Annotated in this window: 25 protein-coding genes; 13 read left to right on the top strand and 12 right to left on the bottom strand. The window is 70.0% G+C overall.

The features are described 5' to 3' along the window. Window positions 1-128: 128 nt before the first annotated feature. The 3 genes from EHO50_RS07390 (at window position 129) to EHO50_RS07380 (ending at window position 1,842) form a co-directional block, all read left to right on the top strand. A complete protein-coding gene (locus EHO50_RS07390; protein ID WP_181449572.1) occupies window positions 129-770 on the top strand; it encodes a nucleoside/nucleotide kinase family protein in 642 nt (213 codons plus the stop codon). A 164-nt stretch (window positions 771-934) separates the two neighbouring features. Then, the gene (locus tag EHO50_RS07385) at window positions 935-1,270 is read left to right on the top strand and encodes a PPOX class F420-dependent oxidoreductase (protein ID WP_425472137.1); all 336 of its coding nucleotides are present in this window, start codon (window positions 935-937) and stop codon (window positions 1,268-1,270) included. Between the two features lie 134 nt (window positions 1,271-1,404). Then, on the top strand, window positions 1,405-1,842 hold the full coding sequence (locus EHO50_RS07380) for a CBS domain-containing protein (protein ID WP_181449571.1): 438 nt from the start codon (window positions 1,405-1,407) through the stop codon (window positions 1,840-1,842). 160 nt (window positions 1,843-2,002) lie between these two features. On the opposite strand, the gene EHO50_RS07375 is transcribed toward EHO50_RS07380, so the two are convergent. Then, a complete protein-coding gene (locus tag EHO50_RS07375) occupies window positions 2,003-3,130 on the bottom strand; it encodes a magnesium and cobalt transport protein CorA (protein ID WP_128429057.1) in 1,128 nt (375 codons plus the stop codon). Between the two features lie 389 nt (window positions 3,131-3,519). Here EHO50_RS07375 and EHO50_RS07370 point away from each other — a divergent pair, with 389 nt between their 5' ends. Continuing rightward, the gene (locus EHO50_RS07370; RefSeq protein ID WP_128429056.1) at window positions 3,520-4,314 is read left to right on the top strand and encodes a methyltransferase; all 795 of its coding nucleotides are present in this window, start codon (window positions 3,520-3,522) and stop codon (window positions 4,312-4,314) included. 82 nt (window positions 4,315-4,396) lie between these two features. Here the strand turns inward: EHO50_RS07370 and EHO50_RS07365 are convergent, their stop codons facing one another. Next, entirely contained in the window at window positions 4,397-5,287 is an 891-nt protein-coding gene (locus tag EHO50_RS07365; RefSeq protein WP_246101066.1) for a carbohydrate kinase family protein, read from the bottom strand. A gap of 74 nt (window positions 5,288-5,361) precedes the next feature. Continuing rightward, on the bottom strand, window positions 5,362-6,270 hold the full coding sequence (locus EHO50_RS07360; RefSeq protein ID WP_128429054.1) for a pseudouridine-5'-phosphate glycosidase: 909 nt from the start codon (window positions 6,268-6,270) through the stop codon (window positions 5,362-5,364). Between the two features lie 99 nt (window positions 6,271-6,369). Here EHO50_RS07360 and EHO50_RS07355 point away from each other — a divergent pair, with 99 nt between their 5' ends. Beyond that, on the top strand, window positions 6,370-6,798 hold the full coding sequence (locus EHO50_RS07355) for a VOC family protein (RefSeq protein WP_128429053.1): 429 nt from the start codon (window positions 6,370-6,372) through the stop codon (window positions 6,796-6,798). 48 nt (window positions 6,799-6,846) lie between these two features. Here EHO50_RS07355 and EHO50_RS45565 read toward each other — a convergent pair whose 3' ends face one another. The 4 genes from EHO50_RS45565 to EHO50_RS07340 all read right to left on the bottom strand — a co-directional run bounded on the left by EHO50_RS45565 (window position 6,847) and on the right by EHO50_RS07340 (window position 10,029). Then, the gene (locus tag EHO50_RS45565) at window positions 6,847-6,969 is read right to left on the bottom strand and encodes a hypothetical protein (RefSeq protein ID WP_281288167.1); all 123 of its coding nucleotides are present in this window, start codon (window positions 6,967-6,969) and stop codon (window positions 6,847-6,849) included. Window positions 6,970-7,016: 47 nt separating this feature from the next. Beyond that, window positions 7,017-8,303 (bottom strand): MFS transporter, encoded by a 1,287-nt coding sequence (locus EHO50_RS07350; RefSeq protein WP_128429052.1) that lies wholly within the window; start codon window positions 8,301-8,303, stop codon window positions 7,017-7,019. 202 nt (window positions 8,304-8,505) lie between these two features. Continuing rightward, complete coding sequence (locus tag EHO50_RS07345) at window positions 8,506-9,060, bottom strand: methylated-DNA--[protein]-cysteine S-methyltransferase (RefSeq protein WP_128429051.1); 555 nt, start codon at window positions 9,058-9,060, stop codon at window positions 8,506-8,508. A gap of 99 nt (window positions 9,061-9,159) precedes the next feature. Continuing rightward, entirely contained in the window at window positions 9,160-10,029 is an 870-nt protein-coding gene (locus EHO50_RS07340) for a glycerophosphodiester phosphodiesterase (RefSeq protein WP_128429050.1), read from the bottom strand. 278 nt (window positions 10,030-10,307) lie between these two features. Here EHO50_RS07340 and EHO50_RS07335 point away from each other — a divergent pair, with 278 nt between their 5' ends. From EHO50_RS07335 to EHO50_RS07305, 7 genes are all read left to right on the top strand, one after another. Beyond that, window positions 10,308-11,174 carry an MHYT domain-containing protein gene (locus EHO50_RS07335; protein WP_128429049.1) on the top strand — a complete coding sequence of 289 codons (867 nt, stop codon included), beginning with the start codon at window positions 10,308-10,310 and terminating at the stop codon, window positions 11,172-11,174. Window positions 11,175-11,214: 40 nt separating this feature from the next. After that, window positions 11,215-13,362: an excinuclease ABC subunit UvrB gene (uvrB, locus tag EHO50_RS07330; protein ID WP_128429048.1), complete on the top strand. Its 2,148-nt coding sequence runs from the start codon at window positions 11,215-11,217 to the stop codon at window positions 13,360-13,362. 197 nt (window positions 13,363-13,559) lie between these two features. Beyond that, window positions 13,560-14,138, top strand: a complete 579-nt coding sequence (locus tag EHO50_RS07325; protein ID WP_128429047.1) for a TerD family protein — start codon at window positions 13,560-13,562, stop codon at window positions 14,136-14,138. A gap of 71 nt (window positions 14,139-14,209) precedes the next feature. Then, window positions 14,210-16,288, top strand: a complete 2,079-nt coding sequence (locus tag EHO50_RS07320) for a TerD family protein (RefSeq protein WP_128429046.1) — start codon at window positions 14,210-14,212, stop codon at window positions 16,286-16,288. 224 nt (window positions 16,289-16,512) lie between these two features. Then, window positions 16,513-17,514, top strand: coding sequence for a TerC/Alx family metal homeostasis membrane protein (locus EHO50_RS07315; protein ID WP_128429045.1), 1,002 nt, complete (start codon window positions 16,513-16,515; stop codon window positions 17,512-17,514). A 139-nt stretch (window positions 17,515-17,653) separates the two neighbouring features. After that, the gene (locus EHO50_RS07310; RefSeq protein ID WP_128429259.1) at window positions 17,654-17,956 is read left to right on the top strand and encodes a hypothetical protein; all 303 of its coding nucleotides are present in this window, start codon (window positions 17,654-17,656) and stop codon (window positions 17,954-17,956) included. Window positions 17,957-18,059: 103 nt separating this feature from the next. Further along, window positions 18,060-19,160 (top strand): calcium:cation antiporter, encoded by a 1,101-nt coding sequence (locus EHO50_RS07305; protein WP_128429044.1) that lies wholly within the window; start codon window positions 18,060-18,062, stop codon window positions 19,158-19,160. 87 nt (window positions 19,161-19,247) lie between these two features. On the opposite strand, the gene EHO50_RS07300 is transcribed toward EHO50_RS07305, so the two are convergent. Together EHO50_RS07300 and EHO50_RS07295 are read right to left on the bottom strand one after the other, a co-directional pair. Continuing rightward, window positions 19,248-20,552: an MFS transporter gene (locus tag EHO50_RS07300; RefSeq protein WP_246101059.1), complete on the bottom strand. Its 1,305-nt coding sequence runs from the start codon at window positions 20,550-20,552 to the stop codon at window positions 19,248-19,250. Window positions 20,553-20,614: 62 nt separating this feature from the next. Next, entirely contained in the window at window positions 20,615-21,661 is a 1,047-nt protein-coding gene (locus tag EHO50_RS07295) for a S66 family peptidase (protein WP_128429043.1), read from the bottom strand. Window positions 21,662-21,767: 106 nt separating this feature from the next. Between EHO50_RS07295 and aroQ the strand changes: the two genes are divergently transcribed. After that, entirely contained in the window at window positions 21,768-22,238 is a 471-nt protein-coding gene (gene aroQ, locus EHO50_RS07290; RefSeq protein ID WP_128429042.1) for a type II 3-dehydroquinate dehydratase, read from the top strand. A gap of 94 nt (window positions 22,239-22,332) precedes the next feature. Here aroQ and EHO50_RS07285 read toward each other — a convergent pair whose 3' ends face one another. Genes EHO50_RS07285 through EHO50_RS07275 form a run of 3 tightly spaced genes read right to left on the bottom strand, consistent with a single transcriptional unit; the run spans window position 22,333 to window position 24,883 of the window. Continuing rightward, entirely contained in the window at window positions 22,333-23,061 is a 729-nt protein-coding gene (locus tag EHO50_RS07285) for an amino acid ABC transporter ATP-binding protein (protein WP_128429257.1), read from the bottom strand. Between the two features lie 20 nt (window positions 23,062-23,081). Continuing rightward, window positions 23,082-24,002: an amino acid ABC transporter permease gene (locus EHO50_RS07280; RefSeq protein ID WP_128429041.1), complete on the bottom strand. Its 921-nt coding sequence runs from the start codon at window positions 24,000-24,002 to the stop codon at window positions 23,082-23,084. Continuing rightward, window positions 23,999-24,883, bottom strand: coding sequence for an ABC transporter substrate-binding protein (locus tag EHO50_RS07275; RefSeq protein ID WP_128429040.1), 885 nt, complete (start codon window positions 24,881-24,883; stop codon window positions 23,999-24,001). The genes EHO50_RS07280 and EHO50_RS07275 overlap by 4 nt, the downstream gene beginning before the upstream one ends. Window positions 24,884-24,885 lie beyond the last annotated feature (2 nt).

The raw sequence follows: 24,885 nt of genomic DNA, 5'->3' as shown, positions 1-24,885 counted from the left end.
GGCGAGGGCGAGGGCGAGGGCGAGGGCGAGGGCGAGGGCGAGGGCGAGGGCGAGGGCGAGGGCGAGGGCGACGGTGGCGGGGTCGGGGTCGCGGGGCGCGCCGCACCCCGGCCCCGCCCTGTCGCATCATGGGCCATGTGCGACTCGAAGCGATCACCTGGGACCGGCTCGGCGACCTGCTGGCTGAGCGGCTGCTCGACCTGAAGCCGGCCGATGGCAGTGCCTGGCCGCGCATCGCGTTCGACGGTGCCCCCGCGGCCCGCCCGGGAGATCTCGCCGAGCGCGTCGCTGAGGCGCTGCGCATACGCGGTCGCCCCTCGCTCGCCGTCGGCGCGGAGGGTTTCCTGCGCCCCGCCTCGGTCCGCCTGGAGTACGGCCACCAGGACGTGGACGCCTACTACGACGGCTGGTTCGACACGGGTGCCCTGTGGCGAGAGGTCTTCGGCCCCCTCGAACCCGGCGGCGACGGTCGCGTCCTGCCGAACCTGTGGGACCCGGTCGCCGACCGAGCCACCCGCAGCTCCTACGTCCAACTCCCGCCCGGCGGCTTCCTGTTGCTGCACGGCCCCCTCCTGCTGCGTCACTGGTTCCCCTTCGACTTGACCGTCCATGTCCTCCTCTCACCCGGTGCCCTGCGCCGCCGTACCCCCGAGGCCGAGCACTGGACCCTCCCCGCCTTCGAGCGCTACGTCCAGGAGACCGACCCCGTCGGCACGGCGGACGTCCTGGTGCGTGCCGACGATCCGCGGCACCCGGCGTGGAGCGGTTGATCCTTGAGTAGTTGAGCGCTTGAGCGCTTGAGCCGAGGTCGGCAAAAGCACTTCTACATGCACGTGCATTTAATTACTCTGTCCCCCATGGCGACCTCCACGAATGATCCGATCTCCTTCGACGACTCCGTCCGCTCCCTTCTCGACGGCAGGACTTCGCCAGCGTGGCCACCCTTGGCCCCGACGGCGCCCCGCAGAACTCGGTGGTCTGGATCAAGCGCGAGGGCGACACCGTGCTCTTCTCCTCTGTCGACGCCCGCCAGAAGGTGCGCAACCTCCGCCGCGACCCCCGTATCAGCGTCTCGGTCTACGACCTCGCCAACCCCTATACCTCGGTCGAGATCCGCGGCACCGCCGAGATAGTCCCGGACGAGACCAAGCGGCTCCCGTTCGAGCTCTCACACAAGTACCTCGGCATCGATCCGCCCGCGGAGAAGGACGACGAGGCCCGCGTGATCATCCGCATCGTCCCGAGGAAGATCGTGCGCTTCTCGGCCTGACCGCCGCCCGCTGCCGGAGACCGTTGCCGCTCGGTTCCAGGTGCGTGTGCCGGGTGGCACGGCAAGAATGAAGGACGCCGGGACTAGCGGTGCGTCCGGCGCCGCGCCGGCCGTCCGGCATCGGGAGGTACTCCATGACCACTGCCGGAGACATCATGCACCGTGGTGCCCAGTGGATCCCGGCCCACGAGACCCTGGACCGCGCCGCCCAGCTGATGCGCGAGCTGGGTGTCGGAGCCCTGCCCATCAGCGACGAGAACGAACGGCTCTGCGGCATCCTCACCGACCGCGACATCGTCATCGGCTGCGTGGCCATGGGCCGCGACCCGAGCAAGGTCACCGCCGGCGAGATGGCCCACGGCACCCCGCGCTGGATCGATGCCAACGCCGACATCAGCGACGTGCTCCGGGAGATGAAGGAGCACCAGATCCGCCGGCTCCCGGTCATCGAGAACAAGCGCCTGGTCGGCATGATCAGCGAGGCCGATCTGGCCCGGAACCTGCCGGAGGACGAGGTCGCCCACTGGGCCGAGAGCGTCTACGCCAGGACCACGGGGCCGACGACGCACTGACCCGGCGAACGTCCCCTCACCTCCTGTGCCGTCCCCGTCCGGCCGACCGTGCCGGACGGGGACGCGCCGCAGTCGGCCGGAGGTCGGACGCGATCGGTCGGAGGCGTGCCGCGGTCGGCCGGAGGCCGGCCGGGAGGAAGCGGCAGTGGGGGGCCGAGGTTCAGAGCCATCCGTTGCGCCGGAAGCCGCGGTACAGCGTCACGCACACGACGGATATCACGCCTATGACCAGCGGATAGCCGTACGTCCAGCGAAGCTCCGGCATGTAGTCGAAGTTCATCCCGTACAGCCCGCACACCATCGTCGGTATGGCGACGATCGCGGCCCATGCCGTGATCTTCCGCATGTCCTCGTTCTGCGCGACCGTGACCTGCGCCAGGTGCGCCTGCAGGATCGAGTTCAGCAGTTCGTCGAAGGCGGCTATCTGCTCCTTGGCCCGCAGCAGATGGTCGGAGACGTCACGGAAGTAGGCCTGTATCTCCGGCTCGACCACCCGGATGGGCCGCGTGGCCAGTTCCTCGAGCGGGCGGCTCAGCGGAACCACGGCCCGCTTCAACTCGAGGAGTTCCCGCTTGAGTTGGTAGATCCGGCCCGGGTCGGCCCGCGCGCCGTTCTCCGCGAACACGTCCGTCTCGACCTGGTCGATGTCCTCCTGCACCTGGTCGGTGACGTTCAGAAAGTCGTCGACCACATGGTCCGCGATCGCGTGCAGCACCGCGGCGGGACCCTTGGCGAGCTGCTCGGGGTTCGACTCCAGCTCCTCGCGCAACGGGCCCAGCGAGCCGTGCCGCCCGTGCCGCACCGTGATCACGAAGTCCCGGCCGACGAACACCATGATCTCGCCGGTGTTCACGACCTCGCTCGTCGCCGTGAGTTCCTCGTGCTCGACGTAGCAGACCGTCTTGAAGACCGCGAACAGCGTTTCGTCGTAGCGCTCGAGCTTCGGCCGCTGATGCGCCTCGATCGCGTCCTCGACGGCGAGCGGATGCAGGGCGAACAACTCGGCGATGCCCGCGAACTCCTGGTCCGTCGGCTCATGGAGGCCGAGCCAGACGAAGCCGGCGCCGCGTTTGCGTACCTTCTGCACGATGTCGACCAGATCACCGCTCTCCGGGACCTGCACGCCGTCCCGGTACGTCACACAGTTCACCACCGAGGAGCCCAGGGGGGACCTGGCGGGATGGCTGAGGTCGACGCGTGGGCGCCGTCGAGCCAGCCGTGCCACCTTGCGGAGGCCGCCGACCTTGCTGAGGCCCGTGACCTTCCGCAGATTCCCTGCCATGGACATCTGGATCTCCTTGCGTGGATCTCCCCATTGGTGCGCGACTCGCCTCCGGGACGCTCCGGCCCCTTCGGTTCGCTCGCGGTGCGCCGCATCTCTGCGCCGTGGCCCGCCAGTTTGCCAGGTGGGTGTGAGACATGGGTAAGCCTGTGGGAGCAGGAGGTTCCGCTTTGTTCCCGGCTGTGGATGAAGATCGCGGGTGTGGATGGAGATCGCGGCCGTGGATGAAGAATCCCGCTGTGCAGGAAGATTCCGCGCCGGTATCGCCGCTCGGAAGGGGAGGTCGTGCGGGACTCGGGGTCGCCCTGTCGATTTCAGCCGTCCTGCCGAATTCGGGGCCGTCCTGCCGAGCGTCGCCCCCTCCGGACAAGCCGGGCAACTGGGATGATCGCATCATGACGCGAACCCACGGGTATCTCCTCGACAATCGGCAGGACGAGGCGGGCGAGCGCTTCGACGCCTTTGCCACCCTCTTCGACCCAACGACGTTCCGACACCTCGAACGGCTCGGCGTCGGACCCGGCTGGCTCTGCTGGGAGGTGGGCGCCGGCGGCACCTCCGTGGTGTCCTGGCTGGCCAAGAAGGTCGGCCCGACCGGACGGGTCGTCGCGACCGACATCGACACCTCACGGCTCACCCCGGCCGCCCGTCCGCCCGTCGAGGTCCGCGTCCACGACGTGGGTGCGGACGAGCCGCCGGGGGAGGGGTTCGACCTGGTGCACGCCCGGCTCGTGCTCGTGCATGTGCCGGACCGCGAACGGGCGTTGCGCTCGATGATCAGTGCCCTGCGCCCCGGCGGCCGGCTCCTGCTCGAGGACGCCGACCCCGCACTGCAGCCCCTGCTCTGCCCCGACGAGTACGGCCCCGAACAGCAGCTCGCGAACCGCCTCCGCAACGGCTTCCGCAAACTGCTGGCCGACCGTGGCGCCGACCTCTCCTACGGCCGCAGGCTCCCGCGTCTGCTCCGGGAGGCAGGTCTGCGCCGGGTGGAGGCCGACGCGTACTTCCCGGTCGCCTCTCCCGCCTGCGCGGCCCTGGAGTCCGCCACCATCCGCCAGATCCGCGACCAGCTCGTCGCCGAGGGCCTCGCCACCGACGTGGACATCGACCGCCACCTCGCCAACGTCGCCACCGGTGGCATGGATCTGGCCACCGCCCCGATGATCTCGGCCTGGGGCCGCAAGGCGTAGGCGGGGAGTGAGGGCTGACGTGGATTGGGCGGAGAGCGAGAGCTGACGTGAATTCAGCAGAGTAGGCAGAGGTCGGTTGCCGTCACCTTGCGGTGGGCGGCCTTCCACCCACCCGGTTCACCGCCAGCGCACCGGCCCGGCACCCCTCCCGCGCCGCATCCTCGGGCGCGGCGCCCGTGAGCAGGGCCGCGAGGAAGGCGCCCGTGAAGGCGTCGCCCGCCCCCGTGGTGTCCCTCGGCGCCGCCGGTGCGGCGGGGACGTGGGCGTACACGGCGCCGGACCGGGCCACCAGCGCACCGTCCGAGCCCTGCTTGGCCACCACCAATGGCACATGACGGCTCAGCTTGGCCGCCGCGTCCTCCGCGTCGGGCAACCCGGTGAGCAGGCACGCCTCGTCACGGCTGGGCAGCAGGACGTCCACCCCTTCCACCAGCGCCAGGAAACGGTCGACGCCCAGCTCCACGAGGAAACCGGCCGACGCCGGATCCAGGCTCACCGGCACCCCACGCGCGCGTGCCGACGCCACAGCCACCGTCACCAGCGCCCGGCTCGCCTCGGAGAACAGCAGATAGCCCGAGAGGTGCAGCCGGGCGACACCGTCGAGCAGCGCGTCCGACCAGTCGCCGGGGTCGAGCCGCAGGGACGCCCCGCTGTCGGTGAGGAACGTCCGCTCGGCGGCGGCGCCCGTGTCGACCAGGCAGATCACCGTCCCGGTCGGCGCCTGCGGATCCACGACGAGCCGGGGTTTCACCCCGCTCGCGGTCAGCTCCCGCTCGTGCCACGCGGCGGCGTCCGCGCCGACCCGCCCCAGGAGCCGCACGTCCGCAGCGCCCCAATGTGCGGCCCAGCAGGCCACATTGGCGCCCGCGCCGCCCGGCACCGTCCGGATGGCCGCGGCCGTGTCCGTACTCGAGGCGAGCGGCCCCCGGTGCCGGGCGATGACGTCCGTCACCACGTCCCCGATGACGAGCAGCGCGCCGTCGCGCTCATCGGCAGGGGCAGGCGCATCACCCGCACGGCTGCGCCCCGTCGCGTTCCCCGGCTCGCTCACGCCCCGGCCCAGGCCGCCGCGATCCGCCCCGCCAGCCGTACGTTGCCGCGTACCGCCGCGAGATTGGCGCTCAGCGAGGCACCGTCGGTCTGCCGTACCAGGTAGTTCAGCAGGAACGGTGTGACCGCCTGACCGGTGATGCCCTCCTCCTCGCACGCGTGCAGCGCGTCGGCGAGCACGCGCGCGTGCAGCTCGGGATCCAACTGCTCGGCCTCCGGTACGGGATTGGCGACGATCAGCGCCGACTCGGGCCCGTCGAGCGCGTCCTGAGCACGCATCACCTCGGCCACCTCCTGAGGCGACTGAAGCGTCCAGTCCACCGGATGCCCCGAGTCGGACAGATAGAAGCCGGGGAAGCGCTCCGTGCGATAGCCGGCGACTGCGACGCCGAGGGTCTCCAGCCGCTGCAGGGTCGCCGGGACATCCAGGATCGACTTCACGCCGGCGCACACCACCGTGATCCGCTTGCGCGCCAGCAGCCCCAGGTCGGCCGACTCGTCCTGCGTCACCGTCCACTCCCGGTGCACGCCGCCGAGCCCGCCCGTCGCGAACACCCGTACGCCCGCGAGGGCCGCCAGCAGCGCCGTCGCCGACACCGTGGTCGCCCCGCTCGCCCCGGAGGCCACCGCGAGAGGCAGATCGCGGTGCCCCAGCTTGCGGATCCCGTCCTCGTTCGCGATCCGCTCCAACTGCTCCTTGTCCAGCCCGACATGGGGCCGCCCGTCCAGCACGGCGATCGTCGCGGGAACGGCGCCCTCCCGCCGTACTACGTCCTCCAGCTCCAGCGCCACCTGCAGATTGCGCGGGCGGGGCAGCCCGTGCGCGATGATCGTGGACTCCAGGGCCACCACGGGTCGACGCGCGTCGATCGCCTCCCGCACTTCTTCGGACACCACCAGCACCACGCGCCTGCCTCCTGTCGTTCGGTCTTCCCTCATCTCTGGCGGGCGCCACGCCCGGTCAAACCCTTGCGGCATGTGGGAGACGACACCAGCCTTGGACGCATGACCGACAACACAACACGTCTCGACCACGTAGTCCTCTGGGTGAGCGACCCGGCCGCCTCGGCCGAGTTCTACGAGAAGACACTCGGCCTGGCGCCCATCAGGCTCAGCGAGTTCACCGCGGGCGAGGCGCCGTTCCCCTCGGTGCGCGTCAACGAGGAGACCATCCTCGACCTCATGCCGATGGCCATGGTGGAGCGCATGAAGATGCTCCCCGATGCCGCCCGGAGCGCGGGACACCCGGTCAATCACGTCTGCCTGTCCTTGCCGGAGGACGACTTCCACGGGCTGCGCACCCACCTGGAGGAGCACGACGTACCCGTGTCGGACTACTCGTACGACTCCTTCGGCGCCCGCGGCAAGGCCAGGCGCAGCTTCTACTTCCGCGACCCCGACGGCAACGTCTTCGAGGCCCGGCACTACGACTAGAGCGCCGAGAAGGGGGGCCACGCGTGCGTGGCTCCCCTTGCGGTGACGTCAGACCGGCCGCACGCCGTCCAGTGCCCCACGCGGATTCAGCACGTACTTGCGGCCGGCCTCGCGCAGGATCGCCATCATCAGGGGCCGGCGGAACTGAGAGAAAACGGCGACCGGCACCACCTGGCCTCCTCCGCCCCTGGGCGTGCTGGGGCGAGCCACGCCTGACGTCAGTCGCCCGCCGGAACGCCGGCCGCCCGTCTGCCCCGCGTGAACAGCGCCAGCGCCGCCAGCGGGAGCAGCAGGCAGGCTGCGGTGAAGTTCAGCCAGCCGTAGCTCGCCTGGGCGACCACGAGCCCGGCGGCCGCGCCACCGACGCCTGCGGAGGCGTTCATGACGAGGTCCGACAGCCCCTGAGCGGCGGCCCGCGTGGACTGCGGCACGGAGTCCGTGAGCAACGCGGAACCGGAGACGAGCCCCGCCGACCAGCCGAGGCCCAGCACGAAGAGCCCGGCGGCCGTCTGCCCGTGACTGCCGCCCGCCGTACCGGCGAGGAACACCGCGCAGGCCAGCAGCCCCACGGCGAGCCCGATCCCGGACAGCCGCCCCAGCTGGTCCGACAACCGCCCCATGAGCGGCGCGAACGCGTACATGCCGGCGATGTGCCCGCTGATGACCAGCCCGATCAGATCGATGCCCGCGCCGTGGTGCGCGAGGTCGACCGGGGTCATCGCCATCACCGACACCATCGCCGTGTGCGCCACGGCAACGGTCACCACCGCGAGCCGCGCCCGCGGCGAGGCGGCCACGGCTGCCATCCCGGCACGCAGTGAACGGGCCGCGGGCGACTGCTCCTCGGCCGGCGCGAGCGCACGCGCGGTCAGCAGCGGGTCCGGCCGCAGCAGTACGGCCACCACGACGGCGGATATCAGGAAGATCCCGGCCGCCCACAGGAACGGCCCCGCGGCCGCGGGTATCCCGAGGCCCGTGACGCTCCGACCGGCGGGGGAGGCGATGTTCGGGCCGAGGACCGCACCGATGGTGGTGGCCCATACGACGAGGGAGATGGCACGGGCCCGGCGCTCCGGCTCGGCCAGATCGGCGGCCGCGAACCGCGCCTGGAGGTTCGCCGACGAGGCAGCGCCGAACGCGGCCATTCCGCAGAGCAGCAGCGGAAAGCTGCCGATGCCGGCCGCGACCACCGTGACGACGGCGCCTACGGCTCCGATGAGATAGCCCAGGACGAGCCCGGGACGCCGCCCCCGCGCGGTCATCAGCGCCGCCAGGGGCATCGACAGCACCGCCGTACCGGTGACGGTCGCGGTGGGCGCGAGCCCGGACAGCGACTCGGTGCCGCTGACCTCCGTCGCCAGGACGGCCGCGAGCGCGATGCCGGTGGCCACGCCCAGCCCGCCCAGGATCTGCGTAGTGATCAGTACGGCTGAGATACGGCGCCGCAGGGCCGGCAACCGGTCGGGCGTGACGGACGCGACGGCCCCTCGCTCGACCGCCGTCACGATGCACACCCGGTTGTACGGCGCGCCCGGGCGACCGACATGGAGCGGTACACCGGACCTGCCGGCACGGGACAGCACACCGGACCGGCCGCGTACAGGTGGGTGAAAAGTGTCGTCACAGGCGCAGTCTCCCCCCTCTTCTCCCGCCTGTCTTCTTGCCTGTCTCTCTCGCTCGTCCAACTCTGCGAAAGTACGGAAGCCCTCAGAACAGCGGCTCCGGCAGCACCCCCTCCAGGGCGAGCAGCTTCCGCTTGGTCTCCAGGCCGCCCCCGAAGCCGCCGATGCCGCCGTCGCTCTCCACGACCCGGTGGCAGGGCACGACGACCGGCAGCGGATTGGCGCCCATGGCCGTCCCCACCGCCTGGGCCGCGCCCGGCTGCCCCACGCGTCCGGCCAGATCGCCGTACCCGACGACCGTGCCGTACGGGACACCGGACGCCAGCTCGCGCAGCACCTGCCGGTTGAAGCCGGAGATGAGTGACCAGTCCAGCGGCAGCTCGAAGTCGCGGCGGGCACCCGCGAAGTACTCCTCCACCTGACGTATCGCCTCGGCCAGCAGCGGAGAACCGGGTGCCTCGACCGGCTCGGTGCCCAGTCGGGACGCCAGTCGGTCGAGCGCCGTGTCGCGCACCCCCTCCGTGGCGTGGAACACGACGCTGACCAGGCCGTCGCGGGTCGCGGCCAGCATCAGCGGACCGATGTCGGTACCGACGACGGCCCACACGACCTGCTGCTCGTACTGCCCATGGCTGTCCATGCGCCCACCGTACGACCCACCACTGACAACGCCCCGGGAGCGGGCACTGCGCCCCGGGCGGGCCCGGCTGCCGGGCGGAAGTGCCGGGCCCGTCGGGCCTCAGCCCTTGGGGAACGCGTCCCGCACCACGTCGGGATTGTTGGTGATGATGCCGTCGACTCCGTACCCGCCGACCAGCCGGGCGGTGTCCGCGTCGTTCACGGTCCAGGTGAAGACCTCCAGCGGCCCGCCGTGCGGTCCCTCGAACTCATGGACGGAGGCGACGTAGTCCGTGGAGATGGAGGAGTACGACGGGTTGATCTGGTCGGCGAAGGTCGCGTACCAGGACAGGTCCGCCACGGGCGGCGTCCCCAGGAAGCCGATCTTCACGGCCGGCTTCAGCTCGTGGACGGTGCGGATGCTGTCGGCGCTGAAGCTCTGCACGATCAGCCGCCTCGCGAGGTGGTCCGGGTCGAGCCAGCCCTCATTGCCCAGGACCTTGAGGGTCTGCCGCTCGATGCCCGGGTACAGATCGGGGTTCTTGATCTCCAGGAGCAGCTTCTGATGGTGCAGTTCCACGCGGTCCATGAACTGCTCCAGCGTCGGTACGCGCTCGCCCGCGTACCCGGGGCCGAACCAACTGCCCGCGTCCAGGTGGGCGATCTCGGCGGCGGTGAAGTCCTTCACCTTCCACGGCGCCCGGTCGGGGAAGACCTCCTCCACATCGGTCGTGCGCTTGAGATTGTCGTCGTGGAGGACGACCAGTTCGCCGTCCTTGGTGCGCTGAACGTCGTTCTCGACCCAGCTGATGCCCAACTCGGCGGCCTCGTCGACGGCGGCCAGCGTGTTCTCGGGGGCGTAGGCGGAGGCACCCCGGTGGGCGATGATCGTGGGCCGCTCGGCGCCGGCCAGGGCGGCGGGGGCGGGGAGCAGAAGAGCGGCGGCTCCCAGGAGCGCGGTCGTCGTGGCGGCTACAGCGCGCGCGTGCATGCGTACTCCTCGCGTCGAGCGATCACGGACAGCTCAACTGTGACAGCAGAGAGTCAACGGTGGAGGAGTACAGAATGGCCACAGAATGAATGGAGTTGCCCGCGCCCGCTCACTCGTGCAGCACAACTGGGGCAAGGCCGTGTTTCTTTGCCGGAGAATCGTTCGACCATTCCGGTGGGGGTTACTCTCTGCCTCAACCCTGACCGCTCGGTCGGTCGTGGGAGGGGGCGCATTTCACAGAGTTCCGGGACGTTAGAGGGCGGGAAGGGCAGCTGCGTATGCAGGGCACGATCGACGGATTCAGCTACGGACTCGTCACACCGCTGGTGGCCTACCTGATGGCCTGCCTCGGTGGTGCCCTCGGTCTGCGCTGCACCACCAGATCGATGCTCGTCTCGCAGTCCTGGCGCCCGGGCTGGCTCGCCCTGGGATCGGCGGCCATCGGCTCCGGCATATGGACCATGCACTTCGTCGCGATGATGGGGTTCACGGTCGAGGAGACGCCGATCCACTACGACAAGCTGATGACGTTCGCGAGCCTGGCCGTCGCCATCGTCATGGTGGGCATCGGGATCTTCATCGTCGGCTACAAGGGCGCCAGCGGAGCGGCCCTGTTCACCGGCGGCACCATCACCGGTCTGGGCATAGCCTCGATGCACTACCTGGGCATGGCCGGCATGCGGCTCGACGGCAAGCTGGAGTACAACACGTTCACCGTCGCCGTCTCCGTCGCCATAGCCATGGTGGCGGCCACCGCCGCCCTGTGGGCCGCCGGACAGGTCAGAGGGCTGATGTGGAGCGTGGGCGCGAGCCTCGTCATGGGCCTCGCCGTCAGCGGCATGCACTACACCGGCATGGCCGCCCTCAGCGTCCATCTCCACGGCACGGAGGCCCCCTCCACGGGCGACTCACCCGCCGCCCTGCTCGCGCCCATGCTGATCGGCCCGCTCGCCTTCCTGCTCCTCGCGGGCGCCGTCATGCTGTTCGACCCGAAGATGGTCATGGGAAAGCCGGCCGGCGTCCCCGTCGAGCACAAGCCCGGCGTCCCGGCCCACGCCACCGTCCCGCACCCCACCCGGCGCCCGCCGCTGCGGCCCCGCCGCGCCCTCGGGCAGCGGGGCCCCCGCACCCCGCAAAACCACTGATCGGGCCGCGTTGTCAGTGGCGGGTCGTACGGTTGATTCCATGCGGCCCGTTTCCAGCATCGAACGCACGGTGGCGCCCTTCGAGGTCGTCAGCCCCTACCAGCCCAGCGGCGACCAGCCGCAGGCCATCACCGAGCTCGCCCGGCGCATCGAAGCCGGCGAGAAGGACGTCGTCCTGCTCGGCGCGACCGGCACAGGCAAGTCCGCCACCACCGCGTGGATGATCGAGAAGCTCCAGCGCCCCACCCTGGTGATGGCGCCGAACAAGACGCTGGCCGCTCAGCTGGCGAACGAGTTCCGCGAGCTGCTGCCGAACAACGCCGTCGAGTACTTCGTCTCGTACTACGACTACTACCAGCCCGAGGCCTACGTCCCGCAGTCGGACACCTACATCGAGAAGGACTCCTCGATCAACGAGGAGGTCGAGCGCCTGCGCCACTCCGCGACCAACTCGCTGCTCACCCGCCGCGACGTCGTCGTGGTCGCCTCGGTCTCCTGCATCTACGGCCTCGGCACCCCGCAGGAGTACGTGGACCGCATGGTCCCCCTCAAGGTCGGCGAGGAGATCGACCGGGACCAACTGCTGCGCCGATTCGTGGACATCCAGTACACGCGCAACGACATGGCCTTCAGCCGCGGCACCTTCCGGGTGCGCGGCGACACCATCGAGATCTTCCCGGTCTACGAAGAGCTCGCCGTCCGCATCGAGATGTTCGGCGACGAGATCGAGGCCCTGTCCACACTGCACCCGCTCACCGGCGAGATCATCAGCGACGACGAGCAGCTGTACGTGTTCCCGGCCTCCCACTACGTCGCGGGCCCCGAGCGCATGGAGCGGGCCGTCAACGACATCGAGAAGGAGCTGGGCGAGCGCCTCGCCGAGCTGGAGAAGCAGGGCAAGCTCCTGGAGGCCCAGCGCCTGCGCATGCGTACGACGTACGACCTGGAGATGCTCCGCCAGATCGGCAGCTGCTCCGGCGTCGAGAACTACTCGATGCACTTCGACGGCCGCGAGCCCGGCTCCCCGCCGAACACGCTGCTGGACTACTTCCCGGACGACTTCCTGCTCGTCATCGACGAGTCGCACGTCACCGTGCCGCAGATCGGCGCCATGTACGAGGGCGACGCATCCCGCAAGCGCACACTCGTCGACCACGGCTTCCGCCTGCCCTCCGCCCTCGACAACCGGCCCTTGAAGTGGGAGGAGTTCCAAAAGCGCATCGGGCAGACCGTCTATCTGTCGGCGACCCCGGGCAACTACGAGCTCTCCCGCTCGGACGGTCAGGTCGAGCAGATCATCCGCCCCACCGGCCTCATCGACCCGGAGGTCGTCGTCAAGCCCACCGAGGGGCAGATCGACGACCTGGTCCACGAGATCCGGGGGCGCGTCGAGAAGGACGAGCGCGTCCTGGTCACCACCCTCACCAAGAAGATGGCCGAGGACCTCACCGACTATTTCCTGGAACTCGGCATCCAGGTGCGCTACCTGCACAGCGACGTCGACACGCTGCGCCGCGTCGAGTTGCTGCGCGAGCTGCGCGCCGGCGAATTCGACGTCCTCGTCGGCATCAACCTTCTCCGGGAGGGCCTCGACCTTCCCGAGGTGTCCCTGGTGGCGATCCTCGACGCCGACAAGGAGGGCTTCCTGCGCTCCGGCACCTCCCTCATCCAGACCATCGGCCGCGCGGCGCGCAATGTCTCCGGCCAGGTCCATATGTACGCCGACAAGATCACCCCGGCGATGGAGAAGGCCATCGACGAGACCAACCGCCGTCGGGAGAAGCAGGTCGCGTACAACAAGGCGAACGGCATCGACCCCCAGCCGCTGCGCAAGAAGATCAACGACATCGTCGCGCAGATCGCCCGCGAGGACGTCGACACCGAGCAGCTGCTCGGCACGGGCTACCGCGCGAAGAAGGACGGCCGCGGCACCAAGGCCCCCGTGCCCTCTCTCGGAGACAAGGCGGCCAAGGGCGCGAAGGCGGCCAGGTCCGCGAAGGGCAAGGCCAAGGAGACGGTGCCGACCGACCGTCCGGCGGCCGATCTCGCAGAGCAGATCGAGGAGTTGACGGAGCGTATGCGCGCCGCCGCCGCGGATCTGCAGTTCGAGATCGCGGCCCGGCTGCGTGACGAGGTGTCCGAGATGAAGAAGGAACTGCGCCAGATGAAGGAGGCGGGCCTGGCCTGACGGGGCCACGGGTGCCGGTCCACGCCTGGGACCGGCGCCCGCGAACGGCCTCCGAGGGCATGCCGCGCACGCGCTGTGTTGCAAGACCGACACAAAGTGCGGACCGGGGTACGGCACTGTCAGTGCCCCTGCGTAGGGTTCTGGTCATCCGCGGAGTCCGCGGCCAACAGGGGACAGCTCGAGAGGGGAATCAGCACGTGACCGTCAACATGACCAAGGGTCAGGCCATCAGTCTGCAGAAGAACGACGGCGGCAGCCTGACCGCGGTGCGCATGGGTCTCGGCTGGCAGGCGGCTCCCCGGCGCGGCCTGTTCGGCTCGCGCACGCGGGAGGTCGACCTCGACGCCTCCGCTGTCCTGTTCGCGGACAAGCAGCCGGTCGATGTCGTCTTCTTCCGCCACCTGGTGAGCGACGACGGCTCGGTCCGCCACACCGGTGACAACCTCGTCGGCGGTGTCGGCCAGGGCGGCGACGACGAGGCGATCCTCGTCGACCTCGCGCGCCTCCCCGTCCACATCGACCAGATCGTCTTCACCGTGAACTCCTTCACGGGCCAGACCTTCCAGGAGGTGCAGAACGCGTTCTGCCGCCTGGTCGACGAGACCAACGGCCAGGAGATGGCCCGCTACACGCTCGCGGGCGGTGGCGCCTACACGGCCCAGATCATGGCGAAGGTGCACCGCTCGGGCCCGGGTTGGACGATGACGGCCCTCGGCACGCCGGCCAACGGCCGCACCTTCCAGGACCTGATGCCGTCGATCCTGCCGCACCTGTAGGACCTGAAGGACCGGTAGGGCGGGCCGGCGAGCGGCACACAACACGACAAGCGACACAGGGGGACGAAGGCATGACGGCCGAGCTGGTGCGGGGGCAGAACCACCCGCTCTCCCAGGCCCGTCTGGAGATCCGGGTCTCGGCCGGCACGCCGATCGTGGCCGGAGCCACACTCGGCGACGAGCAGGGCAGGATCCACGGGGTCGAATGGGTGGCCCACCCCGGCGCCCCCACCCTGCCCGGCCTCGAGGTCTCCCGGCAGGCGGCCGCCGACCATCGCCTCGCGGTGGACCTGGACGCCATGCCGGAAGCCGTCCACCGCGTCAGTGTGCTGCTCGCCCTGCCCACCGGGGTCGCCGGCCCGACCCGGTTCGGCGCCGTCGCCACCCCCTTCGTCGCGGTCACCGGCCTCGACGGCACCGAGGTCGCCTCCTACACCATCACCGGCCTGGAGGCTGAATCGGCTGTCGTCGCCTTGGAGCTCTACCGCCGCCAGGACGCCTGGAAGGTACGCGCCATCGGCCAGGGCTACGCAGGCGGCCTCGCCGACCTTTTCACCGACCAGGGCCTGCCCCAGGCCCACCAACTCGCCGGCGGCATCAACGACGCGGTGGCGCAGGGCATGGCCCGCAGCGTGCCGGCACCCCCGCCCCGGCAGGACGGCGACCGCTCCCGGCAGGCGGCCGCACCGGCGCTCGGCCCGGACCAGGGCGGCCCCGCACCGCAGGGCGCCGCCGGCTCCGTACCGCCGCAGCCGGCGTCGCCCTACGGCACCCAGCCGCCCGGTGTGCCAGGGCAGACCCCACCGCAGCCGAACGCCCCGTACGGTGCACAGCCGCCCGGGGTACCGGGCCAGCCCGCGCAGCAGCCGTCGTATCAGAGCGGAACCGGCGCGGCCGACCCCGCCCAGCCGTCCGCGCCCACGTCCGGCGGCCCGATCAACTACAGCCACCCGCGCCGTCAGAACGCGGCTCCGCCGCCGCCCCCGCCGACCGCGCCCCCGGCTCAGCCCGGGCAGCCCGCGCAGCCGGTCGCGGGCGACGCCACCGGCTGGTCCATGGACGAGCGGCTCTACAACCAGGTCTGGGGCATGTTCGAGGACCTGGCCCGCACGACCTCCGCCTACCGCAGCGCGGTCGACTTCGCCGAGTCCCGCATGGAGAAGGAGCTCGACCAGGTCCTGTCGGACCCGCGCAGCCGGATCGGTGGACAGGGCGACGCCGCACGCGAGGCGGCCCAGGCCAAGCACACCGAGCTGGTCAACCAAGCCAGAGCGGCGCTCGACCGGGACCTGACCCAGCTCACCGCGGAGTCCGAGGTCGTCGAACCCGCGCTGCCGGCCGCGTACGCCCGCTGGGACAACCCCGTCTGGCACGGCTACCGGGTACCGATGGAGATCCCCATGGCCCTGCGTCTGGGCGACCTTCACCTGCCGGAGAGCGCCCAGTTGCGCATACCGATGCTGGTCCGGCTGCCGCTGGAGCGCGGCCTGTGGATCGACAGCGGACGCGGCGGATCGCTCGACGGATCCTTCACCGACTCCCATGACCTGCGGCGCCTCGCGATGGACACGGCGGTGGCGCACGCGGCTCGGCTGCTCGCCGTCTATCCGGCGGGCGAGTTCACCGTGCACGTCGTCGACCCGGCCGGCTCGGGTGCGCAGGCACTCGTACCGCTGGTGCAGACCGGCGTGCTCGCGGCCCCGCCCGCCGTGGGAGCGGCGGGTGTCGCGGACGTCCTCGCGCGGCTCACTCAGCGTGTCGACCTGGTGCAGATGGCGGTGCGCGGTGGAGCGCCCGACTCCCTGCCGCCCGGTTTCGACACCTCCGAGCAGCTGCTGATCGTCAATGACTTCCCGCACGGCTTCGACGACCGGGCGGTGAACCAGCTGCGCTACCTGGCGGACGAGGGACCCGCCGTCGGCGTCCACCTGATGATGGTCGCGGACCGCGAGGAGGCAGCCGCCTACGGCCCGCTGCTCGACCCGCTGTGGCGTTCGCTGATGCGACTTACCCCGGTGCCGGACGATCACCTCGCCGACCCGTGGGTGGGGCATGCCTGGACGTACGAGCCCCCGCTCGTGCCGCCCGGCAGTCAGGTGCTCCAGCAGGTGCTCGCGCAGGTCGCGGCAGCCCGGGCCAAGTACAGGTAAAGCGCCTCTGACCAGCACACTTGGCATTTCTTTTGCCAACCACTTTACCTTTCCTTGGTGATTGGGGTACTGTTCATCCCACGGAGGGGAGTACTCCCTGTCTGCTGCGACGTACCCGTCAATACGGATCCGGCCAGATCCCGGGGCGTCGGCCCATCGTGGGTGGAAGAGACCTCCGGCGCGCGACGACGCTGACATTTGCCGTTACGACTGCCGGAGGCGCAGTGGAAGTTTCGACGACCCTATGGGTCCTGACCATCGTGGGCCTTGCCGCCCTGATCGCGGTCGATTTCTTCATCGGCCGCAAGCCGCATGACGTATCGATCAAGGAAGCCGGGATCTGGACGGTCGTCTGGATCGTCCTGGCCGGCCTCTTCGGACTCGGCCTGCTCATCTTCGGCGGCGGACAGGCCGGCGGCGAGTTCTTCGCGGGCTTCATCACCGAGAAGTCGCTGAGCGTCGACAACCTCTTCGTCTTCGTCCTGATCATGGCGAAGTTCGCGGTGCCGACCCAGTACCAGCAGCGAGTGCTGCTCGTCGGTGTCCTCATAGCCCTCGTGCTGCGGGCCATATTCATCGCGGCCGGCGCTGCGATCCTCGCCAGCTTCTCGTGGGTGTTCTACCTCTTCGGCGCCTTCCTGATCTGGACCGCCTGGAAGCTCATCCAGGAGGCCCGGGCCGACGAGGAGGACGAGGAGTTCGAGGAGAACAAGCTGCTCAAGGCCGCCGAGCGCAGGTTCGGTGTCGCCGACCGCTACCACGGCACCAAGCTGTGGATCCAGGAGAACGGCAAGCGGGTCATGACCCCGATGCTGGTCGTGATGCTCGCGATCGGCACCACCGACGTGCTCTTCGCCCTGGACTCCATCCCGGCGATCTTCGGCCTGACGCAGGACCCGTACATCGTGTTCACCGCGAACGCCTTCGCCCTGATGGGGCTGAGGCAGCTGTACTTCCTCATCGGCGGCCTGCTGAAGAAGCTGGTCCACCTGAGCTACGGCCTGTCGATCATCCTGGGCTTCATCGGCGTCAAGCTGGTGCTGCACGCGCTGCACGAGTCCGGCGTCCATGTCCCCGAGATCAGCATCCCGGTCTCGCTCGGCGTGATCTGCGCGGTCCTGATCGTCACCACGATCACCAGCCTGAGGGCCTCCAAGAAGCAGGCGGCGGCCGAGGCGGCGCAGGAGCGGAGCGAAGGCGCTCCGAAGGACAGCATCGACGTCTGACCACGTCGGACGTAGGAAGAACCAACACCGGGAGTGGTGCCCAGCGAATTGCCGAGCACCGCTCCCGGTGCTTCGTTGGGTGCTGGGTGTCCCCGGCCGGGGACACCACGGCCGGGTGGAGGCACCAGTGGACGCACCCATGAAGTTCGTGCAGATCATCGACTTCGAGACCGAGCGCATCGACGAGATGCGGGAGCTGGCCAGTGAGACGGAACAGCGCCTGGCGGGTCGCAGCGGCGGCCCCACGCGCCGTCTCGTCCTCAAGGACAGGGGCCAGGACAACCGCTACCTCGTAGTGATCGAGTTCGACTCCCACGAGGACGCCATGCGCAACAGCGACGACCCCGAGACGACCAAGTTCGCGGAGCAGATGGCCGCACTGTGCACCAGGCCGCCGTCCTTCACGGACTGCGACGTACAGGAGATGACCGATTTCGCGTAGCGACACACGACCGACAGGGGCCCCGCATCCCGAGGGCGCGGGGCCGCCTGACAACGATCCGGACCGGAATGCGAACCCCCAACGCCTCTGCGACGATCGCTCCATGATCGCTCGGCTCAGGCCGCTCACGACCCAGTGGACGTACGTCGTGCCGGTGCTCGCGGTCGTCCTGCTGGCCTTCACCTGGGGACGGGACCTGGCAGGCGCGGTCGTCGCGCTGGTGACACTGGTCCTCGCGGGGGCCGTACTGGCCGCAGTGCACCACGCTGAAGTGGTCGCCCACCGGGTCGGCGAGCCCTTCGGCTCCCTGGTCCTAGCCGTGGCCGTCACGATCATCGAGGTCGCCCTGATCGTGACGCTGATGGTCGACGGCGGCGACAAGAGCTCCACCCTCGCCAGGGACACGGTCTTCGCGGCCGTGATGATCACCTGCAACGGCATCGTCGGCCTCTGCCTGCTGGTCGCTTCGCTGCGGCACCGTACGGCGGTGTTCAACCCCGAGGGCACGGGCGCCGCCCTCGCCACCGTCGCCACCCTGGCCACGCTCAGCCTGGTGCTGCCGACGTTCACCACGAGCAAGCCCGGTCCGGAGTTCTCCAGCGTGCAGCTGACGTTCGCCGCGCTCTCCTCGCTGATCCTGTACGGCCTGTTCGTGGCGACGCAGACCGTGCGGCACCGCGACTACTTCCTCCCCATCACCCGGCAGGGCGAGGTGATCACCGCGGACGACCACGCCCACGCGCCCTCCGCCCGCACCGCGATGATCAGCCTCGGGCTGCTGGGCCTGGCCCTGATCGGTGTGGTCGGCCTGGCCAAGGGCGTGTCGCCCACCATCGAGTCCGGAGTGGCGGCCGCCGACCTGCCGCATGCCGTCGTCGGCGTGATCATCGCCCTGCTGGTGCTGCTCCCCGAGACGATCGCCGCGCTGCGCTCCGCCCGCCGTGACCGGGTGCAGACCAGCCTGAACCTCGCGCTCGGCTCGGCGATGGCCAGCATCGGCCTGACCATCCCCGCTGTCGCCCTGGCCTCCATCTGGCTCTCGGGCCCGCTCGTCCTCGGCCTCGGCCCCACCCACATGGTGCTGCTCGCCCTGACAGTCGTGGTGAGCTCGCTGACGGTGGTGCCCGGGCGGGCGACACCGCTTCAGGGAGGCGTCCACCTGGTGCTGTTCGCGGCGTATCTCGAGCTCGCGATCAATCCGTAGCCGCCGTGTCCCGCTGCCGATCGTGCTTCGCAACCGATCGTGCTGCGTAGCGGCGGGGTCCGGCGTAGTCGCGGTGTCCGGAGCCCGTCACCCGGTGGCGGGCTCCGCCGCTACTGCAGGCACCGGACGCGTCTCGGGCAGCAGCGCGAAGCACCCCAGGCTGAGCAGCGCGATACCCGTGAGATACGCCCCCACACCCCAGGGCACCCGACCGCCCTGCTCGGCGAGCGCCGTCGCCACGATCGGCGTGAGCGCGCCCCCGACCACGCCGCCGAGGTTGTAGCCCACCGCGGCGCCCGTGCAGCGCACCCGGGGCTCGTACAACTCCGGCAGATACGCGGCAATCACGGCGAACATCGTGATGAACGCGAGCATCGCCCCGAGGAACCCCAGGAACATCAGCAGCGGCGCACCCGTCGCGAGGAGCGCGACCATCGGGAACATCCACAAGGCGGCGGCAGCGCACCCGATCAGGGTCAGGGGCCTCCGCCCGAAACGATCACCGAGCAGCGCAGCCACCGGTGTGAGCGACCCCTTCACCAGGACCGCGGCCATGATGCAGGTCAGCATGACGCCGCGGCTCACACCGAGCCGCTCGGTGGCGTACGCGAGGGACCAGGTCGTCACGGCGTAGAAGATCGCGTATCCGATGGCGAGCGCCCCCGCGGTCAGCAGGACGAGCCGCCAGTGGTCGCGTACGACCTCCGCGAGCGGCACGCGCGCGTGGTCGTCGATTTCGAGGAACCGGGGGCTCTCGGTGAGCGACGACCGCAGCCACAACCCGACCAGCGCCAGCACCCCCGCCGCCCAGAACGGCACACGCCATCCCCACGCGGCGAACTGCGCGTCGGACAACGTCGCCGACAGCCCCAGCACCACACCGTTGGCGAGCAGGAAGCCCAGCGCCGGCCCGACCTGCGGGAAGCTCGACCACAGACCGCGCCGCTCGGCCGGCGCGTGCTCCACCGTCAGCAGGACGGCCCCGCCCCACTCACCGCCGATGCCGAGCCCCTGCAGAAAACGCAGCACGAGCAGCAGCAGGGGAGCGGTGACACCGATCGTGTCGTACGTCGGGACGCAGCCGACCGCGACCGTGGAGGCGCCGGTCAGCAGCAGCGAGGCGACGAGGACCGGGCGGCGTCCGTGCCGGTCCCCGATGTGCCCGAACAGCACCGACCCCAGCGGCCGCGCCACAAAACCCACGCCGAACGTGGCGAAGGCGGCCAGTGTCCCCGCCACCGGCGAGAAGGTCGGGAAGAACAGCGGCCCCAGGACCAGCGCCGCCGCGGTCCCGTAGACGAAGAAGTCGTAGAACTCGATGGCTGTCCCGGCGAGCGAGGCGGCCGCGAGCCGCAGCATGGAGGGCGCCCTTACGGTGCGTACATCGTGCATGCTGCGTCAACTACCCACGGTGATCGCGGGTTACGGGGGCGTGCGGGCGCGCCGGGGCTTCGTCAGTACGTGACGGTGATGCGCCGGGCGGGGCCGTCGACGCGGACGATGCCGCCGTAGGGGATCACGAGTTGTGGGTCGGTGTGGCCGTAGTCCACGTCGAAGACGATCGTGGTGTCGGGAGCGTAGGCCCGCATGGCGCGCAGGACGGCCTCGCGCTGCTCGGCCGCGTAACGAGCGGCCTCCTCCGGGCTGTTGGGGCGCTCGAAGGACCAGGTCTTCGCCCGGCCCATCAGGAGTGCGGAGAAGCGCTGGAGGAGCCCGCGCTCGCCCATGTTCCGCATGGTGCGGAAGACCTCCTCGCCGCTCGGCATCTCCTCCGAGGTCTCCAGGAGCAGTACGCCGCCGTCGTACTCCGAGAGATCGCGCGCGATCTCCCGGTCGGCCATCAGCAGCCAGCCGAGGATCTCCAGGCAACCGCCCCAACTGCGGCCCTCCACCACCCGGTCGGCGTTCTTCCAGATCCATCCGTCGGCGGGGCGCATCTCCGGCTCCGCGTCGAAGGTCGCCGGGTCGGCCCAGTCGCGGTTGACGTCGTTCCAGCGCTCGGCCGGCTTGAGTTCGTACTCGCCCGGGGTGAACAGCGCCGCCCGCAGCGACTCGGCGGTCAACTCGTCCATGGCGACAGGGCGGCCCAGCGCGGTCATGACGGTCGCGCCGTGGTAGCCGACGATGCCGGTGTTGCGCAGGAACATGAGCAGGTTCGTGTTGTCGCTCATCCCGAAGAACGGCTTCGGGTTCGCCCTGATCAACTCCCGGTCCAGAAACGGCAGCACGGTGATCTGGTCGTCGCCGCCGATCGACGCGATGACCGCCTTGATGTCCGGGTCGGCGAACGCGGCGTGGATGTCGTCGGCCCGCTCCTGCGGTGTCGAGCCCATCTTGCGGGTGGCCGGGTACTCGACCGGTTCGAGCTCGTAGTCCTTGCGCAGTCGCTCCAGTCCCAGCTCATAGGGGCGCGGGAAGAGGCCGGGCAGGCCGGCGCCGGGCGAGATGACGGCTATGCGGTCGCCGGGCGAGGGCTTGGGCGGATACGAGATCATGGTCATGACCCTGAGAATAGGAGCCGAGGCCCGGCCCACGCATCGTGATAAACCGGGGTCTGAGCAGCGGTCGCCCACAGAGCGCCCCACCCCTGAACGGACCGGAGGAACCGTGCCCCGCACCCTGGCCAACGCCCCGATCATGATCCTCAACGGCCCCAATCTGAACCTGCTCGGCCAGCGCCAGCCGGAGATCTACGGCTCCGAGACCTTGGCCGATGTCGAGGCCCTGTGTGCCAAGGCGGCGGCCGCGCACGGCGGCACGATCGACTTCCGGCAGTCCAACCACGAGGGTGAGTTGGTCGACTGGATCCACGAGGCACGGCTGAACCACAGCGGGATCGTGATCAACCCCGGCGCCTACTCGCACACGTCGGTTGCGATTCTGGACGCACTCAACACCTGTGACGGACTACCCGTGTTGGAGGTCCACATCTCCAACATCCACAAGCGCGAGTCGTTCCGGCACCACTCGTACGTCTCCCTGCGCGCCGACGGCGTCATCGCGGGATGCGGTGTGCAGGGGTACGTGTTCGGGGTCGAGCGGGTCGCGGCGCTGGCGGGTACGTCCGGGCAACTATGAACTCCGCGGACGCGTAAGCCCGGTGGACGTGTGAGTCCGGTGGAGGTGTGAGTCCGGTGGAGGTGTAAGTCCCGCCGACCATGGCGAGCGGTCCTTACAACCGCCCCGCCTCCACGATCCGCCGCAGGAATTGCTGAGTGCGCTCCTGCTGCGGATCCCCGAAGATCTGCTCGGCCGTGCCGTGCTCCAGCACCACGCCGCCGTCCAGAAAGCAAACCTGGTCGGCGACGTCGCGCGCGAACCCCATCTCGTGGGTGGCCAGCACCATAGTCATCCCGTCCTCCTTCAAATCGCGGACGACGGTGAGGACTTCGCCGACAAGCTCGGGGTCGAGGGCGGCGGTGATCTCGTCGAGCAGCAGCAGCCGCGGACGTACGGCCAAGGCGCGGACGATCGCGACGCGCTGCTGTTGGCCGCCGCTCAGCCGGTCCGGGTACTCGCCCGCCTTGTCGGCCAGCCCGAGCCGCTCCAGCAGCTCACGTGCGCGTGCCTCGGCCTCCGTGCGGGAGACACCGTGCACCCGGCGTGGGGCGAGGGTGATGTTCTCCAGGACCGTCATGTGCGGGAAGAGGTTGTACGCCTGGAACACCACGCCGATACGGCGCCGTACGCCGTCCTGGTCGACGCGGGGATCGGTGATCTCCTCGCCGTCCAGCCAGATCGCACCGTCGTCGATGTCCTCCAGCAGGTTCGCGCACCGCAGCAGCGTGGACTTGCCGGAGCCGGAGGCGCCGATCAAGGCGGTCACTGTGTGCGGGGCGACCTCCAGGTCGACGTCCCGCAGCACGACCGAGCCGCCGAAGGTCTTGCGGACGGACTCCATCCGCAGCACAGGTGCGTCGCTCACAGGGCTCCTCCTTGGGCGCGCCGACGGTCCATCCGGGCCGTCACCCAGTCCGTGAGGCGGGTCATGGGGATGGTCAAGGCCACGAAGACCAGGCCCGCGACTATGTACGGCGTGTAGTTGAGGCTGCGGCCCACGATGATGTCCGCGGCCCGTACGGCGTCCACCGCACCGCCGATCGACACCAGACCGGTGTCCTTCTGCAGCGACACCAGGTCGTTCAGCAGGGGCGGCACCTGACGGCGTACGGCCTGGGGCAGGACGACGTGCCGCAGCGCCTGCCGGTTGGTGAGGCCGAGCGAGCGGGCCGCGGCGCGCTGCGAGGGGTGGACGGACTCGATGCCCGCGCGGAACACCTCAGCGACGTACGCCGAATACGTCAGCGTCAGCGCGGTACCGCCCAGCAGCACCGGATCGACGGTCACGCCCTGCAGCCGCAGCGCGGGGACTCCGAGGACGACGATCATGAGGTTAATGATGAGCGGAAGCCCGCGGAAGAAGTCCGTGTACGCCGCCGCCAGCGCCCGTAGCGGGAAGAACACCGGGCCGCGCAGCGTACGCGCGACGGCGATGAGCATCCCGAGGACCAGCACGGCCACACCGCAGATCAGCAGCAGGCGGACGTTGAGCCAGAGCCCTTCGAGGACCTTGGGGAACGCCTCGCGCGCGTACTGCCAGTCGAAGAACGTCTCCTTGGTGCGCGGCCAGCCCGGCGCGTTGACCACGACCAGGTAGAGGACGACGGCGGTGACCAGGGTGGAGAGGGCGGCGATCGCCGTGGCGCGGCGGGCGCGGGCGCGCTTGTAGCGCTCGCGGTCGAGACGCCGCTGCGAGGGGACGTACCCGTCGCCGCTCGCTCCGGGCATGTCACCGTTGTCGTCCGAGCCTCCGTGGCCGGACTCAGCCTTCGTGACCGTCACTTGAGCACCGGAGCGTCGACGGCGTCCGACAGCCACTGCTGCTCGAGCTTGGCCAGGGTGCCGTCCTTGCGCAGCGTGTCCACGGCGTCGGTCACGCACGTGGTGAGCGCGCTGCCCTTGTCGAGCACCAGCCCGAACTGCTCCGGCGTACCGCCCTGGTTCTCGAACTGCCCGACGATCGTCGCGTCCGTCACCTCGGCCGCGGTGATGTAGAAGGCGGTCGGCAGGTCGACGACGATGGCGTCGACCTGACCGTTCTTCAGCGCGGACTTGGCCTGGTCGTTCTTGGCGTACGCGGCGGCCTCCTGCGTCGGCTTCACCACGTCGTCGATGTAATCGAGGCTGGTGGTGCCGACCTGTGCGCCCAGCTTGAAACCCTTGAGGTCCGCGATGCTCTTCGCCTTGGCGGCCTCGGTGCCCTTCAGCGCGATGACGGCCTGGCGGACGTCGTAGTAGCCGGAGGAGAAGTCCACGGCCTTCTTGCGCTCGTCGCTGATCGACACCTGGTTGATGTCGAAGTCGAAGGTCTTCTCGCCGGGCGCGAAGGCCTTGTTGAACGGCACGCTCTGCCAGACGACGGCGCTCTTGTCGTAGCCGAGCTGCTTCGCCACGGCGTACGCGACCGCCGACTCGAATCCTTCACCGTTGGCGGGCTTGTCGTCCTTGAACCAGGGCTCGTACGCCGGCTCGTCGGTGGCGATCGTCAGCTTGCCGGAGGTCTGAGTGGCCAACTTGCCCTTGGCGCAGGTATTCCCGGCCGACCCCGAGGGTGCGTCGGCGGCTTTGTCGTCCGGCTGCGGAGCACAGCCGAGAGCGGTGGCGAGCAGGGCTGTCGTTGCGACGGCGACGGCGCGGCGCAGCGCGCGAGGGGCAAGATGCATGG

Origin of the sequence: Streptomyces cyaneus (assembly GCF_004028635.1) — a bacterium.
Classification (GTDB): Bacteria; Actinomycetota; Actinomycetes; order Streptomycetales; family Streptomycetaceae; genus Streptomyces; species Streptomyces cyaneus.
The sequence above is the reverse complement of the archived record's forward strand: the minus strand, read 5'-3'. Positions and strand labels throughout refer to the sequence as shown.

Excerpts from the sequence above, each read along its gene's own strand:
- EHO50_RS07340 (WP_128429050.1), bottom strand. The coding sequence starts at position 10,029 with ATGCACGCGCGCGCTGTAGCCGCCACGACGACCGCGCTCCTGGGAGCC.
- EHO50_RS07320 (WP_128429046.1), top strand. The coding sequence starts at position 14,210 with ATGACGGCCGAGCTGGTGCGGGGGCAGAACCACCCGCTCTCCCAGGCC.
- EHO50_RS07390 (WP_181449572.1), top strand. The coding sequence starts at position 129 with ATGGGCCATGTGCGACTCGAAGCGATCACCTGGGACCGGCTCGGCGAC.
- EHO50_RS07275 (WP_128429040.1), bottom strand. The coding sequence starts at position 24,883 with ATGCATCTTGCCCCTCGCGCGCTGCGCCGCGCCGTCGCCGTCGCAACG.
- EHO50_RS07375 (WP_128429057.1), bottom strand. The coding sequence starts at position 3,130 with ATGTCCATGGCAGGGAATCTGCGGAAGGTCACGGGCCTCAGCAAGGTC.
- EHO50_RS07345 (WP_128429051.1), bottom strand. The coding sequence starts at position 9,060 with ATGGACAGCCATGGGCAGTACGAGCAGCAGGTCGTGTGGGCCGTCGTC.
- EHO50_RS07305 (WP_128429044.1), top strand. The coding sequence starts at position 18,060 with ATGATCGCTCGGCTCAGGCCGCTCACGACCCAGTGGACGTACGTCGTG.
- EHO50_RS07310 (WP_128429259.1), top strand. The coding sequence starts at position 17,654 with ATGAAGTTCGTGCAGATCATCGACTTCGAGACCGAGCGCATCGACGAG.
- EHO50_RS07335 (WP_128429049.1), top strand. The coding sequence starts at position 10,308 with ATGCAGGGCACGATCGACGGATTCAGCTACGGACTCGTCACACCGCTG.
- EHO50_RS07295 (WP_128429043.1), bottom strand. The coding sequence starts at position 21,661 with ATGACCATGATCTCGTATCCGCCCAAGCCCTCGCCCGGCGACCGCATA.
- EHO50_RS07355 (WP_128429053.1), top strand. The coding sequence starts at position 6,370 with ATGACCGACAACACAACACGTCTCGACCACGTAGTCCTCTGGGTGAGC.
- EHO50_RS07370 (WP_128429056.1), top strand. The coding sequence starts at position 3,520 with ATGACGCGAACCCACGGGTATCTCCTCGACAATCGGCAGGACGAGGCG.
- EHO50_RS07285 (WP_128429257.1), bottom strand. The coding sequence starts at position 23,061 with ATGGAGTCCGTCCGCAAGACCTTCGGCGGCTCGGTCGTGCTGCGGGAC.
- EHO50_RS07380 (WP_181449571.1), top strand. The coding sequence starts at position 1,405 with ATGACCACTGCCGGAGACATCATGCACCGTGGTGCCCAGTGGATCCCG.
- uvrB (WP_128429048.1), top strand. The coding sequence starts at position 11,215 with ATGCGGCCCGTTTCCAGCATCGAACGCACGGTGGCGCCCTTCGAGGTC.
- EHO50_RS07300 (WP_246101059.1), bottom strand. The coding sequence starts at position 20,552 with ATGCACGATGTACGCACCGTAAGGGCGCCCTCCATGCTGCGGCTCGCG.